We start from the raw sequence: 16,411 nt of genomic DNA, 5'->3' as shown, positions 1-16,411 counted from the left end.
TACCATGTGGTTGCAGTTATGGAAAGTTTGGCATAAGCCGGGTTCTGTACCGTTCGTGGTATCACGGGAACAACCCTTCCACTAGTAGGAGACAATCATCTATCTAGGCGACATATTGCTATGCCGCTCAAGCGACCAACCCAGACACGCCTCGGGCAAAGGCTGCCCCTAAGGGCATGTGTCTCATTAGGTCTTGCTCCAGATGGGGTTTACCAGGAACAAAGTCACCAGTGTTCCTCGTGGTCTCTTACACCACGGTTCCACCCTTGCCTGTGCCGCAAGCGGCCATCGGCGGTCCATTTCTGTGGCACTATCCTTCAACTTGCGCTGACTGGACGTTATCCAGCATCCTGCCCTATGGAGCCCGGACTTTCCTCTCGTGAATCAATCACCAGCGATTGTCTGACAAACTTTCCGGCAACATTCGTTAGTATACTAGGTTCGAAAGAGAAACTCAACACTCAACTTTTACATAAATTGAAAGGGTTCGGTAGCGATATGAGAAGCATGGAAAACTGTGCTTGCCCCATTCTCTTCTGCCATGGCTTGAAGTCGAGCTGCAACGCTCTTCTTCATAATCTTCTCCGCATTGTGACCTGGATCAATGATGCACAAGCCTGCTACGAGCGCATCATGTGCCGTATGATAGTCAATATCACCTGCCACCAGCACATCAGCTCCGTGGAATAAGGTATGGTTTACACTGCGTCCGCCAGATCCGCCAAGCACCGCTATCTTGCGAATCGAAGTGTTCAAATCCCCCACCACTCTTACATATGGCACCTCAAAACGTTCTTTAACCAACTCTACGACTTCAGCAAGCGGCTTTGGCTGCTCCAACTTGCCGACTCGCCCTAATCCGTATGGCTTGCCGTTGAGGCTTACCGGATAAAGATCGTACGCAGCTTCCTCATAAGGATGCGCCTTCAGCATTGCTCTTAAGACGCGGCTTTTGATGGATGATGGTATAATCGTCTCAATACGCACTTCCTCAACCTGCTCAACTGTCCCTGTAGAGCCGATAAACGGGTTTGTACCCTCAAGCGGCTTGAAGGTGCCTTCTCCCTCCACATTGAAGCTGCAATGGCTGTAGTCGCCGATATGGCCTGCTCCTGTATCTAAGATCGCGGTGCGGACACTGTCAGCATGCGACTTTGGAACGAATACAACCAGCTTCTCCAACTTGTCTTCGCCTGTCTTCCACAGCACCTTCGTCTGCCTAAGGTCAAGCGCCTCTGCCATGAGATCATTCATGCCGCCCTCAGCAATGTCGTAATTCGTGTGGCTGATGTACACCGCAATGTCATGCTTAATCAGCTTTTCATATAAGCGCCCTTGAGACGTATCGGTCTGCAAATCCTTAAGTGGTCGGAAAATAATAGCATGATGTGCAATGATGAGTTCCGCACCCAAAGCAATCGCTTCGTCTACGACTTCGTCCGTAACATCCAGCGCTACAAGTACATTGCTTACATCACGCTGCAAAGATCCAAGCTGCAGCCCAATCCGATCATCAGGCATGGCAACCGACTTTGGTGCTAATTTTTCCATCCATTGAGTGATCGTTTGTCCTTTTGCCAACATGCTACAATCTCCTCCAATGCTCTTTTATAGGCTTCAAAATGCTCACGCTTCTCCTTGACTTCATTCGAATTCGTCGCAGCCATTGTAGACAGGATTCGTTCCTGCTTGCGAATCTCGTTCGACCACTTCTTGATCAGCACCTCATCAGGCTGACGCACAAGATATGGTCCAAGCTGCATCAGCCAGCTTCGATCTAAAGTCAAGGTTCCGAGCGGTTGATCCTGATAAAGATGCTGCTCCTCTTTCATAAAGGTATCGGAATCCACCTTACTCGCAAGAAGGATCTCGTATATTTTCCCATCCTCCTCTAAGATGTGCTCCTCCTGCAGAAGCCAGCCATTCTCGCTTAGCCATCTGCGTACAAATTCTTCCCCTACGTTTGGCTGAAGAATGAGCGTATTTACACCTTCAAGCTTTGCTTTATCTGCATTTAAGATGCTTGCGATGAGGCTTCCGCCCATGCCTGCAATCGTAATACAATCGACTTCACCTGGCTTGATAACGGCTAGGCCGTCCCCTAATCGGACACTCACTTTATCCTCGATTAGAGTGCCTTTTACTTGGCGAAGCGCAGCTTCATAAGGTCCTTTATTCACTTCCCCTGCTATAGAGAAAGTTACGATGCCCTCTTTCACCAAGTAAGCAGGCAAGAGTGCATGATCAGAGCCAATGTCAGCTACTTTGCTACCTTGTGGCACCAGATCTGCAATGCATTGTAAACGTCTAGATATTTTTATTGTCACGAATCCATTTCACCCACTGTTTTCTAAAATAAAAGCCTATCAGCATGATGCTAAGCACTTTAACAAGCAGCACACTCTCTACTTGGATTGCCCAGGAGGGGTTGATATCCGACCGCATAAGCTGCATCATCTCAGGGGCGAGCACACATGAGATTGCAGTGAGCAACAGTGCTGCCGACACCCCTCGCTTACGCTTATGTACCATCCATGCCATCCAGATCAGTAGAAGTGCTTCGGGTATCCACAGCCATTGAAGCAGCATGCTGTTCAACTCAGGCATGACATGCATGATAAGTAGCATATAAGCGATTGCAACATGCATTAATCCTATCCATTGAATCCAAGCACTTCTCACAATCATTCCGCACACCAGCCACAATAAGGCTGACGCAGCCAGCAGTGCAATCCGAAAGTAGAATCCAGATTCCTGCATTTGAATCTGAGCTAAGACCCATTGTCCTCCAATGCTGAATGAGACAAGCCCAATTCCCATTAGGAGAGAACGGGCAACCGAATTACCCTCTTTGACCTTAATCGCTCGAATGCCAAACAATAAAAAGATACTTCCAACGGTCAATATTTGCATTGGTAACGGAAAAACGGTAAAATAAATTCCAACAATACAAATGAAGGCAATACTGATAAAAACAGTCAAACATTGTCGAATGGACATGGATAAGATGCTGTCGGTCCAGTGTTTTTTTGTTTCAGATTCAGGTACGTCTTCAACCATCTCTCGCCCGTATAAAGTAAGCAGAAAGTCACAGTACATTTCTGGCAGAATTCGATTTTTCCGCCAGTTCTGAATCTCTTGGGTGATGAATCGTTTTTGCTCTGCGTCCAGTGTCTGCACCCACCTTCCTAACACCATTCATCCAGGATGATACGAGTAAGTTGTTTATCCCTTGAATAAGGAAGAATAGACCTCGCTGTACGAGCCGTAAGCAGCCGACAGAAGGTCTATCCATGAATGAATTATTCTAAGAAATCTTTAAGTCGTTTGCTTCGGCTAGGGTGACGAAGCTTACGAAGTGCCTTCGCCTCAATCTGACGAATCCGTTCACGAGTAACGCCGAACACCTTGCCTACTTCTTCAAGGGTGCGCGTACGGCCATCATCTAGGCCAAAGCGTAGTCGCAGTACATTCTCTTCACGCTCAGTCAGCGTATCGAGCACATCCTCCAACTGCTCCTTCAGAAGCTCATAGGCAGCCGCATCTGCTGGCGCAAGTGCTTCTTGATCCTCGATAAAGTCTCCAAGATGAGAGTCATCCTCTTCACCAATTGGCGTCTCTAGGGATACTGGCTCCTGAGCAATCTTCATAATCTCACGAACCTTCTCAACACTAAGCTCCATCTCAGCCGCTATTTCTTCCGGCGTTGGTTCGCGTCCTAGCTCTTGCAGGAGCTGACGGGACACACGGATCAGCTTGTTGATCGTTTCCACCATATGAACCGGGATACGAATGGTACGCGCTTGGTCAGCAATCGCACGGGTGATCGCTTGACGAATCCACCATGTCGCATAGGTACTGAATTTGAAGCCTTTACGGTGGTCAAACTTCTCAACCGCCTTGATTAGACCCATATTACCTTCTTGAATCAAATCCAGGAACAGCATTCCACGACCAACATAGCGCTTCGCAATACTTACAACAAGACGGAGGTTCGCTTCAGCAAGACGTTTCTTCGCTTCTTCATCTCCGTTTTCGATGCGTTCCGCAAGCTCAATTTCTTCTTCTGCAGACAGGAGCGGTACACGACCAATCTCCTTCAGATACATACGAACAGGGTCATTGATCTTGATGCCTGGCGGCAAGGACAGATCATCATCATAATGGAAATCGTCATGCTCCTCTTGGTCCGGCTCAGCATTTGAAGAGCTTCTGCTCATCTCATCGTTTTCCGTAATTTCGATTCCATTATCGTTTAACTGCTCGTAGAACTCGTCCATTTGATCAGCATCTTGCTCGAAAGTAGACAATTTTTCTGCTATCTCTTTATACGTTAATGTCCCTCGCTTCTTTCCGAGCTCAATCAACTGATCCTTGACTTGGTCTAAAGCAGCTTCGGCTTCTAGTCCAGTATGTTGATCATTCGCCATATTCCGACTCCCTCCTCCCTAGACTCCTCGGCTAACGCTTCAGTTGTTGCTCTAGGGCGATAATTTCTTGTGCAATCTTTGCTGCAAGCAAGACATCTCCAGCACGTTCTGCTTGCACGATCTGTTCTTTTTTGCTTTCAATCTCGCGCTGTCTTGGAACCTTTTTGATAAGATCAATATAATCATCGAGCAGCGCATGATCGTAACTCAAGGGTACTTCTGCGAGTGAGATCGAAGCAGCCGTCTGCTCTAGCCGATCGTCATGCAGGGTAGCCAGGAATCGGCTGAAATCCGGCTCTTTCCCTTGCGTGTAGTAAGCATATAGATAAGCGGCGAGCGCCGCATGATCATCTACATTAAATTGTTCACCGAGCCGTTCCTCAACATATAACGCAACCTCGGCATCCTGAAACATAAGAGCAAGCAATCGCTGCTCCGCATAAACATAAGCAGGCTTCAATGTAGGTGGAGCCATACTTCGCTTATCATTCCTATCATTATTCCACCAATTGTCTGGATTATCCCCGGCATGATGCATTTTTTGAAGCTTCTGGCGAACCTCGAAGCATTCTTGCTTAAGCGCCTCCAGTGATATATCGACCTGACCGGAGAGTTCCTTTAAGTGCATCTCACGCTCAGCAGGCGAGTCAATTGGGGCAATGACTTTCATCGCTTCTTCCATGTAACGCCGTTTGCCATCATCTTCTAGCAGTATATGATGTCTTCGCAAACTTAGCAGTTGGAATTTGACCGGTGTAACCGCCGCATTTAGAATGGCATGTCTGAATCGTTCTGCTCCATATTTCTTCAAATACTCATCTGGATCTAACCGATCTGGCAGCATGGCAACAGCAACGTGCAGTCCACCCGCTTCTAGCATAGGCACGCTCTTCAAGGTTGAGGCTTGTCCAGCATCATCCCCGTCAAAGCAAATCACCACTCGATCTGTTAAACGCTTCAAGGTGGTTACATGCTCTTGTGTAAGCGCGGTGCCCATCGTGGCAACTCCGTTGAACACTTCCCCATTCCAAGCTTGAATCACATCTGCAAAGCCTTCGAACAGCACAACTTGTCCTGTTCGCTTAATCTGCGGTCTAGCTTGATGTAGATTGTATAAGAGCTTAGACTTATTAAAAACCATCGTCTCAGGCGAGTTCAGATACTTCGGTTGGCCTTCTCCCATTATCCGACCGGCAAAGCCAACGACCTTGCCTTTGCGATCCCATATCGGGAACATGATCCGGTCTCGGAAGCGGTCAACAAATCCTTCTTGTTGGTGTCTAGCAGAGATTAGGCCACCTTGCTCCATTAAGCGGAGAGGAAAATTGCGCTTTGTGAGCAGCTGCACAAGTGTATCCCATTGAGGGGGTGCATACCCCATTTGGAATTGCTCGATGAGCTTGTCAGAGAAGCCGCGATTCCTTAAGTAGGATAGCGCCTCCTGGCCATGAGCAGTGTTCATCAAAATATAATGGTACAGCTTCGCTGCCAGCTCGTGTGCCTCAATAATCTGGTCTCTCGCTTCATGCTTAGGATTTCTCTCCATCGAGAGCGTGTCCCATTGAAAGTTAAGCTCTACATCCTCTGCTAATTGTTTGACGGCTTCCGGGAAAGAATAGCCTTCAATCCCCATGACAAAATGTATCACATTGCCACTCGCCCCACAGCCATAACAATGGTAGATCTGCTTGTCCGGCGTCACAGTGAATGACGGTGTCTTCTCGGAATGGAATGGGCATAGTCCCTTCAAATACTTCCCCTGCTTTGTCAAATGCACGTACTTGCCTACTACATCGACAATGTCATTATGCTTCAGTACCTCGGAGATGAATTCCTCAGGAATAAGTCCTTTTCCGTGCACAGCCTCATCACCTTCAATCGAACAAATATACTATTCGCTATGTTGCATGGTTCTCCTGCAAACGAAGCAAAAGTTTTGTCAATTTATGTTGGAAAAACTTGCGATCATCATCCGTCATCGGTTTAGGACCTTTGGTCTTCTGCCCCGCACGACGGGCTTTAGCCGCTACATGCCTGCTTGTGAGCAGATCATCAAGATTCGACGCATCGAGTTCCTTGCCTCTTGGCGTTAGGACTTTAGCCCCTCTTGGCAAACAGAGCGCGGCCAAACCATAATCGTTCGTTACGATTATATCCTCTGACCGCGCATGATTTGCAATATACATATCTGCCGCCTGATAATCTTGATCAACAAACACCCACTTTACACGATCAAGCTGGGGTTGATCATGCATATAAGCTGCATAGGACGCCACAAAGAGCACATCGACATGATAATCATGACTGACCCTTTGTATCTCATCCTTAACAGGGCAAGCATCTGCATCTACGATGATTGTTGTGACTCGCTTCATTTACCATCACCAATCTGAGACTACAACGTATCGGCAGGTACCAATTTTTAGAGATACCACGCCTACGTTAACGTCATGTCACTTTTGAAACGTACATGATTCGTATATTATATACGCTGTTTGTTCGTAAAATCCTGCAACTAAAAATAGCTTTTCAAAAATTGGACCTCAATATGTGTCAAATGCCCACAAAAACCGCGAAACATGTCAGAGAATAAAACATCTCTGTTGTTTCGCGGTTCTATAATCTACGATAAACAGGATTCATACTTGCTCAGCATGGCTTGTGATCTTGCTACTTCATCTGGGTTATGCCCATACCAGCTTCGAGAAATCCGCAAACTGCTTCAAATCCTCTGCGATAGCCTTCAAAAGACTCAAGCGGTTATTCTTGACCGCTTCATCCTTAGCCATAACCATAACATGATCGAAGAACTTCGTAATAGCTTCTTCCATGCTGCAGAATGCAGCCAGCGCTTCGTCGGTATTCGCTGCCTTCACATATTGATCATGTGCAGCTTGCCAGCTGGAATATAGCGCACGCTCTTCTTCCTGCTCAAACAACGCTGCATCTATATCAGATACTGAGGCTTTAGCAGCAAGATTCGCTACACGATTGAACGATTCAACAGTCGTCTTGAATGCTTCTTTCGAAACGGCACTCATCAGCGTTGCCCCACGTTCAACCGCAAGCTTCACATCATCATAGCCAGCAGCCATGACAGCATCAACCACATCGTAACGAACTTGTTCGGAAAGTACATTTTTCACGCGAAGCCCAAAGAACTCATATAAGTCTTTACGTACGTCATCGCGATTACGTTTCAACAATTGTGCATTTTCCAATACTTGAATCGCAATATCGAACAAGGTTGTCAATTGAACTGGCAGCTCACGCTCGAGCAATATTTGTACGATGCCCGTTGCCTGTCTGCGAAGCGCGTATGGATCCTGCGAGCCCGTAGGAATAATGCCGATCGCAAAGCATCCGACCATCGTATCAAGCTTATCGGCCATACTAATAAGTGCGCCCACCGTTGTTGCAGGAGCAGGATCTCCAGCGTAGCGAGGCTTGTAATGCTCGTTAATCGCTCTTGCTACCGCTTGATGCTCGCCGAGCTTCAAGGCGTAATCCTCGCCCATAACACCTTGGAGCTCAGGGAATTCATACACCATTTGAGTAACAAGGTCGAATTTACAGATCTCGGCTGCGCGATTCGTCAGCGTACGAGTCTCTTGTTCTGCTTGAATCGCTTCTGCGAGCTGATCTGCGATCGACTGAATGCGTCGAACCTTATCCCCAAGCGTTCCAAGCTCTTCATGGAAGACGATGGAATTCAGCTTCGCGTTGCATGCTTCGATTTGAAGCTTCTGATCCTCTGCGTAGAAGAATTTTGCGTCAGACAAGCGTGCGCGAAGAACTTTTTCATTGCCTCGCGCTACCTGATCGATGCCTTTCTCATCCCCATTTCGTACGGTGACAAAGTGAGGCAGCAGTTCCCCAGCTTTGTTGAATACAGGGAAATAGCGCTGATGCTCACGCATGGATGTGATCAGCACTTCCTTCGGAATGTGAAGGAACGATTCATCGAAGGAACCGTACAATGCTGTTGGATATTCCACGAGGAACAATACTTCTTCCAAAAGGTCCTCTTTCATTGCAATATCCCACTGATTGCTGTTAGCTAGAACCTCGATTTGCTCAACGATAAGCTTCTCGCGCTCTTCCACGTCCACCATTACATACTGCTCACGAAGACGCTCTACATATTGGGAAGGCTCTTCAATAATGGTATCCTGCCCTAAGAAGCGATGTCCGCGCGATACATTGCCTGCCTTCACTTGAGCGAATTCAAGCGGAATAATGTCTGTTCCGTGCAGCGCCACGATCCAACGAATCGGACGCACAAAACGCATCTCATGAGCGCCCCATCTCATATTTTTCGGGAAAGTCATCGCATGCACGATGCTTGTCAGCCCTTCAGCCAGCACGTCGCTCGTATCCGCACCGATGCTGCTTTTATTCGCATAAATATATTCAACGCCGTTCAGCTCTTTAAAAAAGAATTGGTCTGGTGAAATGCCTTGGCTTCTTGCAAAGCCTTGAGCCGCCTTTGACCATTCTCCATTCTCATCGAGCGCGATCTTTCGTGCAGGCCCTTTTACTTCTTCATGAACATCGCTTTGCTTATCAGCAGCATTCTGTACGAGCACCGTCAAACGACGAGGCGTAGCATAAGCTAGAATATCGTCGTGCTGAATTCGAGCTTGTTCCAGCCACTCAGCAGTACGCTCCTTGAGCTGTTCCATAGCAGCACGCATGAAGCGAGCAGGAACCTCTTCCATCCCAATTTCTAAAAGGATGTGCTTAGGCATGTTGATCCTCTCCCTTCTTTAAGAGTGGGAAGCCAAGCTTCTCCCGTTCCTCATAGTAAGTAGCCGCTACTTGACGCGCCAAGTTACGAACACGAGTGATAAAGCCTGTGCGCTCCGTTACGCTGATCGCACCACGCGCATCCAGCAGGTTGAACGCATGTGAACACTTCAACACATAGTCATACGCCGGGAATACAAGGTGCTCAGCCATCGCACGGTTCGCTTCTGCCTCGTAGGTGTTGAACAGTTGGAACAGCATCTGAGCATCGCTTACCTCGAAGGTATATTTAGAGTGCTCATATTCTGGTTGATGGAAGACATCCCCGTATGATACTCCTTCCACCCATTCCAGATCGAACACATTTTCTTTGTCTTGAATGTATGACGCAAGGCGCTCCAAGCCGTACGTGATCTCAACAGCAACAGGATGAGCGTCAAGCCCCCCTACTTGTTGGAAATACGTAAACTGGGTTACTTCCATTCCATCAAGCCATACTTCCCAGCCAAGTCCCCACGCGCCAAGTGTTGGTGATTCCCAGTTGTCCTCAACAAATCGAATGTCATGGACGGATGGGTCAATGCCAAGACGATTAAGGCTTTCCAGATACAGCTCCTGAATATTATCCGGAGACGGCTTCATAATAACTTGGAACTGGTGATGCTGGTACAAGCGGTTAGGGTTCTCTCCATAACGACCATCACCTGGTCTTCTGGACGGCTCCACATAAGCCACATTCCATGGCTCTGGACCAATCGAACGCAGGAACGTCATTGGGTTCATCGTTCCCGCACCTTTTTCCACATCATACGGTTGAACGATGATGCAGTTCTGCTCTGCCCAGAATTGCTGCAAAGTCAGAATCATCTTTTGAAAATTCATGCTACACACTCCTTCTGGTTTGATGAATATTAAACGAGAAGGCTTCTGACGTAAGCGGTGCTGTCATGGAGATTTCCTGACACGCAAAAAACTCCCGCCCTTACGCCTGATGCCAGACGTAGGGACGAGAGGGATCTCCCGCGGTTCCACCCTACTTGATGCATTCCGATTCATCCTTCACATAAAGCTCAGATGAGAGAATCCATCCACTTTCTTCAAGGTCCCTGCTCCGAAGTGCCTTTTCATTCGTCCGTTCGTCCAGGCTTCCACCGCCCCTGAATCGCTTTAGCGAACTGCAACCAACTACTCTCTTCCTCATAGCAAGGTTATTTACTTCATCAATATTAATAAATGATATCATATCGAAACGAAGTTGATTCGTCAAGTTTCTTGTCTGTAAATGCCGAATCAATCGGGTTCCAGGCCAGATTCCTCGCTCATTTTTCCTTCTACTTTCATATCTTGAGGGGTATCCATAGTCCGATTAGAAGGTGGAGCTGCAAGGTCATACTTCTCCATTTGTTCGATAAATCCAAGTGATTTGCAGCGCACACCGACATGGGTATCCATATATCCCCGCATACATGCTCGAAGAAGCTGCTTGGTTTCAGGCTTGACATTGACATTGCCTACCCTCCGCAAATCCATCTGGGTAAAAAGCGTCAGCAGCTTTAGGATGGATGAAGGTGATAAATATTGGGTATGCTCCCTTGTCTGGCAGCTAGGACACAAAGCCCCGCCTAGGCGCCAGCCAAACGCGGTTAACGGCTCCTGCCTGCCGCATACGACACAGCTGGTGAGCTCCGGTGATACCCCAACCGTCTGGCACAGCTTCATTTCAAACAAGTGCGTCAGCACCTGCTCGTCCTTGCCCTCTCGAAGTCCCTCCAGATAAGCAAGCAGCTGCTCATACATATACCCTCCGGCTTCTTCATCCTGAAGGGCCCGATCCATAAGCTCCATAACATAGGAAGCATAAGCGGCTGTATGTAGCTGTTCACGAATCTGATGATTGGATTCTAGAATCTCGCATGCATTCATGGTGCCAATCTGACCCATTCCACGAAAGAATACATATTCTCCATATGTAAATAATTGAGTGGCCGCAGCATGGCGACTGCGCACCTTTTTCGCACCACGGACCAGAACGCCCATTTTCCCATGCGATTTGGTGCACAGCGTAATGATCTTGTTGCCTTCCCCATAATCCATACTGCGGATGACGATACCCTCAACCCGATACAGCATCCTTCGTCTCCGCCTCCCATGCGACAAGCCATATTTACTCTACGGTTTGCTCTAGCGTTTCATGTTCTTCCAGTTCAAGCTCCATCGGCTCGTCTAGCTGTCGAATATGTGAATAAAGCAAGTAAGCATCCACATCACCAGTCATTGCAAACACGTTCCACGAGAAATCACGCATCCGTAAATCCCCCTAATCAAAATGACTTTGTCATAGACTTATGATGTTTCCATCCAAAGGGGATTATCCGTTGCAATAATTGGCTGGTGTTAAACCTTCCATTTTCCTTGACATTAGAAAAATAATTTGCTTATTCCGACCTAAACATCAATATAATACGGTCCCAAATACTAAGCATCATGCCTGAAGCCAAGGTCTCTAAGTACACGGTCTTGGTTGCGCCAATCCTTCTTCACCTTGACCCACAGCTCCATAAACGTTTTGGAGCCCAGTAAAGCCTCAATATCCGCACGAGCGAGCTTGCCTACTTCTTTTAGAAGAGCTCCCTTTTTGCCGATAATAATCCCTTTCTGGGAATCTCGTTCCACATAGATGACTGCGGCAATATAGACGACTCCATTATCTTGAACTCTCATATCTTCAATCGCAACAGCAATAGAGTGAGGGATTTCTTCACGTGTATTTTGCAGGATTTTTTCACGAATGAGCTCAGCTACGACAAACTGCTCCGGATGGTCGGTAATTTGATCGGTCGGATAATATTGAGGACCTTCTGGCAAATAAGCTGAAATAACATGGAGCAGGCGATCCACATTGTTGCCGGTAAGCGCAGAGATCGGTACAATTTCCGCAAATTCATGCAGCTCATTATAGGCTTGAATCATCGCTGGAAGCTGATCGGTATGAATCTGATCAATCTTGTTCATGACAAGAATAACAGGAGTGTTGACCTTCTTCAGCTGTTCAATGACATAGCGATCTCCGCCTCCAAGGCCGGCACTGACATCGACAAGAAACAGAATCGCCTCTACCTCATTCAGCGTGTTTAAAGCGGTCTGGTTCATATAGTCGCCGAGCTTCGATTTGCGCTTATGGATTCCCGGTGTATCCAAAAAGACGACTTGCGAGGAATCGGTTGTATATACGCCGTGAATTTTATTTCTAGTTGTCTGCGGCTTGTCTGACATAATCGCGATTTTTTGTCCGATTACATGATTCATTAGGGTCGACTTCCCCACGTTAGGTCTGCCGACAATCGCAACAAAGCCGGATTTAAAGGAATGTTTTGGTTGCTCCATTCTATTTTGTATCTCCTCTTCTGATCGGTTCTTGATAAGTTGAATATCCTCTATCATACAGGCAAGAGGCGCCCTTTGTCTTCATCGACTGTCAGGACGCCTCCACACCAGTTTATTCCATTTGCTCTTGTCTGGACGTAGAGCTGTCAAGACTCGTCTGGTCGAAAGCACCTGGAAGAAGCTCTCCGACTGTGGTCTGAACGAAATCCCCATTCAAGTTGCCCATATATACAGGCATACTAGGGTCGCAAAGCTCTACAAGCACTTGTCTGCATACTCCGCAAGGCGTGATTGGAGTAGAGGTATCGCCGATTACCGCGATCGCTTTGAAGCTTCTTGCTTCGCAGCCATCCGCAATCGCACGGAACAAAGCCGTACGCTCTGCGCAATTAGTTGGTCCGTACGCTGCATTTTCAACATTGCAGCCTGCGTGTACATGCCCAGTGGCATCAAGGAGTGCAGCGCCAACTTTAAAGTGGGAATACGGCGTATAAGCCTTTTCCCTTGCAAGTTTCGCTTGTTCCATTAATTGTTGTCCATCCATCTCTACTGGTCCTCCTCTGTGTGGGTCTTCCATCATTTGCATTTTTAAGGAAGTAAAGAAAGCAAAAGGTGCCATAACGGCGGTGCAAAGATGATTGCACCTACAAATACGGCAAACACCGCCGTGATGAGTACAGCACCAGCGGCGGTGTCTTTCGCAATTTTAGCAAGTGGATGAAGGTCTGGCATGACGAGATCCACCACCGCTTCCACAGCCGTATTCATAAGCTCCATTGCTAACACAATCGCGATAGCTGCTATGATCCATAACCATTCGTACGATGATAGTTGTAACCCTATTCCTAATGGGATGACACATGCCGTAATCATCACATGGACCTTCATATTTCTTTGGGTCCGATAAGCATAGCATATGCCTTCCCATGCAACACGAAACGTATCTCGCCAAGACCGCTTCATTATCTTGTTAATCCAATCTTTTGCAGCACTTTTTCCTGCTTGTCCATCATAATCTTCTCGCTGGCTTCATCCTGATGGTCATAGCCAAGCAAGTGCAGGAAGCCGTGAACAAATAAAAAACCTAGTTCCCGCTCAATCGAATGACCGTATTCCTCCGCCTGCTCCTGGGCACGTTCAACCGAGATTATAATATCTCCAAGCATGTCCCCTATGGAAGCAAGCTCTAGCTCGTCCTCTACCTCATACAGAATATCCAATTCTTCATCCGTCGATTCGTTTAGGGCAAATGACAGGACATCCGTCGGACGATCAATGCCACGATAGTCGCGGTTCAACTCATGTATTCGTTCATTGTCCACAAACGTTAGCGCGACTTCGCCCTCAGTCACCGACTCTGCTGCTGCAGCCTCTTGCAGAAGCTGCTCCAGTTGGGCTACAAGCCCTGGCGATATGGGATATTTGTCTTGTTCGTTGTTCCACTCAATCGTTACACTCATAATTCTCAGCCTCGCTATTCTCCTTTGTCCTCGGAATCCCCTTCTTTAGGATTCACAGAAGCATCTGATGATGTTGGTTGAGCTGAACTTGTGCTCTCCGCCTTCTCTTCTAGCTGTTTGGTTTTATTCGATTCTTGAACGGCTTTAGGCTTATTCTGCTTGTCCTTCACCATATCCGGATATTCGATTCGAGAATGGAAGATTCCCATGACCGTTTCTTTCAGGGAATGAGCAATCGTATCAAGCTCTCTCATCGTCAGGTCACATTCGTTGAATTGATTATCCTCCAGACGATCACGAATAATCTTTTGAATCATCGACTCAATCTGATCTACCGTAGGATGACGGAGCGAGCGAACAGCCGCCTCCACGCTATCTGCGATTCCAACGATAGCCGCTTCCTTGGACTGTGCTTTGGGCCCAGGGTATCTGAAGTCATCTTCCGTGAAATCTGGCTCAACGCCTTCTTGCTCAGCCAGCTTCAAAGCTTTGAAGTAGAAGAACTTCAAGAACGATGTGCCATGATGCTGCTCAGCAATATCGCGGATCGGCTTTGGAATCTTGTATTCCTTCAGCATTTCTGCTCCATCGCGAGCATGTGCCGTAATGATCGAGGCACTCAGGTCTGGATCAATAAAGTCATGCGGATTGTCCATATTGGTCTGATTCTCAATAAAGTAACTTGGACGCTTCGTTTTGCCGATATCATGATAGAAGGCACCTACTCGGCAAAGAAGGCCATTCGCTCCAATTGCTTCAGCTGCTTGCTCAGCGAGATTCCCTACCATCACGCTGTGGTGATATGTACCTGGCGTTTCCGTGAGCAGCTTGCGAAGCAGCGGCTGGTTCGGGCTTGACAGCTCAACTAGCTTAAGCGCCGACAGAATGCCAAAGGTTGCTTCGAAGAATGGCATTAGCCCTAGCACAAGTACGGCCGTTACCAATCCGCTCGCAAAGGCGAAGCCTGCAGCAAAGAGCGTTTCACGGCTCGTCATAAGACCATCTTGCAGGATCGACAGTAAAAAGACACTCACTGTTCCGAAAATACACACCATCATGCAAGACTTGATAATCGTAGATCGCTGGCTTGCTCGGCTCAATGCGAAGATTGCAGCAAAGGATACGACCAGGCTCAATAAGCCATAGTTAAAATCAAACAAGGTATCCTGCTGACGATTCAAAATAATGCTGCCTACTAAGCTGAGTACGACAGCAGACACATAGGCCAACGATACATCCAACAGCAATGTTGCCAGTATTACGCCTAGTGCAGCGGGAGCAAGGAAGCCCACATACAGCACTGTTGCGGACTGTGCGGCCGCTACAATCATATAGAGCACAATCTGGATCAAAAAGATCAGCGCCAGCATGAGCAGCTGCGTATTGTTGTACTTGAACCGATGCAGGCTGTTCTGGCGAATATACATGTATATTGCAAATGTAAAGAGCAGTGATAGAATGAGCAGCCCGAATTGCGGCCACAAATTCACTTCTGTCTTCAATAGATCGTTTGCTTTCAGAAGATCATAGGTCTCCTGCGTGATCACCTGACCACGCTTTACGATGACGTCGCCCTGTTTGATAAACACAACAGGCGTCTTCTCACGGGCTTCATCCTTCGCGAGCTGCGTGGCTTCCGCATCGAAAAACTTGTTCGGCGTGATTGCGAGCCTTACCAGCTCTTGCACGACCTCACGAGAAGAACGCTTCGACAAGCTGCTTGCATTGACATGCTCGGCGACCTTCGTACGCGCCGCGCTTGCATCAGCAACCGAATCAAGCATCAGCTTGCTCACAATCTCTCTGCCGACTGGACGCATCTCTTTTACGTCCTCCGGAGTCAAGCGAGCGATCTTGATATAGGTTTCCTCGGGAATAAGATAAGCTTGCTCCTCGATTCGCTTCTGGATCTCATCAAGAAGCGTGCTTGAGTATGTATCAGCGTTACGATTTTCCCGAACAAACTTGCTAAAGTGTTCGTCAAACATTTGCGGAATAACGCGTCGGAATAAGTCCACCTTCTCCGAGAAGGAGATCAGATCATCCTTGTTGATATCTTCAATTCTCGTGAAGATGTCGTCAATAAGCTTATCGTTACGTATAGACACAATAGTGTACATCGGCGAGATCGCCTCGACCGCCTCTTCTTGTGCCTTTAACGTCGCTTTTTTATCTTCTATCTGCTTTGGGGATACGATGTCCTTTTCACTTTTATGTCCAACCTCGATATCAAACTTCTCAGGCAGGACACTTTCGGACATCCCAAAGTAGAAAAGTAGTGCCATGCATACAAAGATAATCACTCTGACGCCGACACTATATTTCCAGCCTGCCTTTTGAGCAGGCGTCTTATCGCTTCCGTTGCCGGAATGATGTGCTTGCAGCATA

15 protein-coding genes and 1 other RNA gene are annotated in these 16,411 nt (G+C 47.5%); all 16 read right to left on the bottom strand.

The window, feature by feature from the left end:
• Positions 1-18 precede the first annotated feature (18 nt).
• The 16 genes from rnpB to I2H74_RS06785 all read right to left on the bottom strand — a co-directional run bounded on the left by rnpB (position 19) and on the right by I2H74_RS06785 (position 16,410).
• Positions 19-414: RNase P RNA component class A (rnpB, locus tag I2H74_RS06860), an RNA gene on the bottom strand.
• 54 nt (positions 415-468) lie between these two features.
• Positions 469-1,584 (bottom strand): Nif3-like dinuclear metal center hexameric protein, encoded by a 1,116-nt coding sequence (locus tag I2H74_RS06855; protein ID WP_195572715.1) that lies wholly within the window; start codon positions 1,582-1,584, stop codon positions 469-471.
• On the bottom strand, positions 1,539-2,327 hold the full coding sequence (locus I2H74_RS06850; RefSeq protein ID WP_324254021.1) for a class I SAM-dependent methyltransferase: 789 nt from the start codon (positions 2,325-2,327) through the stop codon (positions 1,539-1,541). The genes I2H74_RS06855 and I2H74_RS06850 overlap by 46 nt, the downstream gene beginning before the upstream one ends.
• Positions 2,308-3,180: a hypothetical protein gene (locus tag I2H74_RS06845; RefSeq protein WP_195572714.1), complete on the bottom strand. Its 873-nt coding sequence runs from the start codon at positions 3,178-3,180 to the stop codon at positions 2,308-2,310. The genes I2H74_RS06850 and I2H74_RS06845 overlap by 20 nt, the downstream gene beginning before the upstream one ends.
• A gap of 122 nt (positions 3,181-3,302) precedes the next feature.
• Entirely contained in the window at positions 3,303-4,430 is a 1,128-nt protein-coding gene (rpoD, locus tag I2H74_RS06840; protein WP_195572711.1) for an RNA polymerase sigma factor RpoD, read from the bottom strand.
• A gap of 31 nt (positions 4,431-4,461) precedes the next feature.
• Positions 4,462-6,291, bottom strand: a complete 1,830-nt coding sequence (gene dnaG, locus I2H74_RS06835; protein ID WP_195572709.1) for a DNA primase — start codon at positions 6,289-6,291, stop codon at positions 4,462-4,464.
• Positions 6,292-6,328: 37 nt separating this feature from the next.
• Positions 6,329-6,805 carry a YaiI/YqxD family protein gene (locus tag I2H74_RS06830; RefSeq protein WP_195572707.1) on the bottom strand — a complete coding sequence of 159 codons (477 nt, stop codon included), beginning with the start codon at positions 6,803-6,805 and terminating at the stop codon, positions 6,329-6,331.
• Between the two features lie 309 nt (positions 6,806-7,114).
• Positions 7,115-9,181 (bottom strand): glycine--tRNA ligase subunit beta, encoded by a 2,067-nt coding sequence (glyS, locus tag I2H74_RS06825; RefSeq protein ID WP_195572705.1) that lies wholly within the window; start codon positions 9,179-9,181, stop codon positions 7,115-7,117.
• The gene (glyQ, locus tag I2H74_RS06820) at positions 9,174-10,061 is read right to left on the bottom strand and encodes a glycine--tRNA ligase subunit alpha (protein WP_195572703.1); all 888 of its coding nucleotides are present in this window, start codon (positions 10,059-10,061) and stop codon (positions 9,174-9,176) included. Before glyQ ends, glyS begins: the two co-directional genes overlap by 8 nt.
• Before the next feature lie 408 nt (positions 10,062-10,469).
• Positions 10,470-11,309 carry a DNA repair protein RecO gene (gene recO / locus I2H74_RS06815; RefSeq protein WP_195572702.1) on the bottom strand — a complete coding sequence of 280 codons (840 nt, stop codon included), beginning with the start codon at positions 11,307-11,309 and terminating at the stop codon, positions 10,470-10,472.
• A 34-nt stretch (positions 11,310-11,343) separates the two neighbouring features.
• Positions 11,344-11,484, bottom strand: coding sequence for a YqzL family protein (locus I2H74_RS06810; RefSeq protein ID WP_195572701.1), 141 nt, complete (start codon positions 11,482-11,484; stop codon positions 11,344-11,346).
• Between the two features lie 170 nt (positions 11,485-11,654).
• Positions 11,655-12,563, bottom strand: a complete 909-nt coding sequence (era, locus tag I2H74_RS06805; protein WP_195572700.1) for a GTPase Era — start codon at positions 12,561-12,563, stop codon at positions 11,655-11,657.
• Positions 12,564-12,675: 112 nt separating this feature from the next.
• Positions 12,676-13,107, bottom strand: coding sequence for a cytidine deaminase (gene cdd, locus I2H74_RS06800; RefSeq protein ID WP_195572699.1), 432 nt, complete (start codon positions 13,105-13,107; stop codon positions 12,676-12,678).
• Positions 13,108-13,151: 44 nt separating this feature from the next.
• The gene (locus I2H74_RS06795; protein ID WP_195572698.1) at positions 13,152-13,526 is read right to left on the bottom strand and encodes a diacylglycerol kinase family protein; all 375 of its coding nucleotides are present in this window, start codon (positions 13,524-13,526) and stop codon (positions 13,152-13,154) included.
• Entirely contained in the window at positions 13,526-14,023 is a 498-nt protein-coding gene (gene ybeY, locus I2H74_RS06790; RefSeq protein WP_195572697.1) for an rRNA maturation RNase YbeY, read from the bottom strand. The genes I2H74_RS06795 and ybeY overlap by 1 nt, the downstream gene beginning before the upstream one ends.
• Positions 14,024-14,037: 14 nt before the next feature.
• Positions 14,038-16,410 carry an HD family phosphohydrolase gene (locus I2H74_RS06785; RefSeq protein ID WP_195572696.1) on the bottom strand — a complete coding sequence of 791 codons (2,373 nt, stop codon included), beginning with the start codon at positions 16,408-16,410 and terminating at the stop codon, positions 14,038-14,040.
• Position 16,411: the final 1 nt, after the last annotated feature.

Origin of the sequence: Paenibacillus sp. 1001270B_150601_E10 (assembly GCF_015558675.1) — a bacterium.
Lineage (GTDB): Bacteria > Bacillota > Bacilli > Paenibacillales > Paenibacillaceae > Paenibacillus_B.
This window is presented reverse-complemented; position numbering and strand designations above follow the sequence as displayed.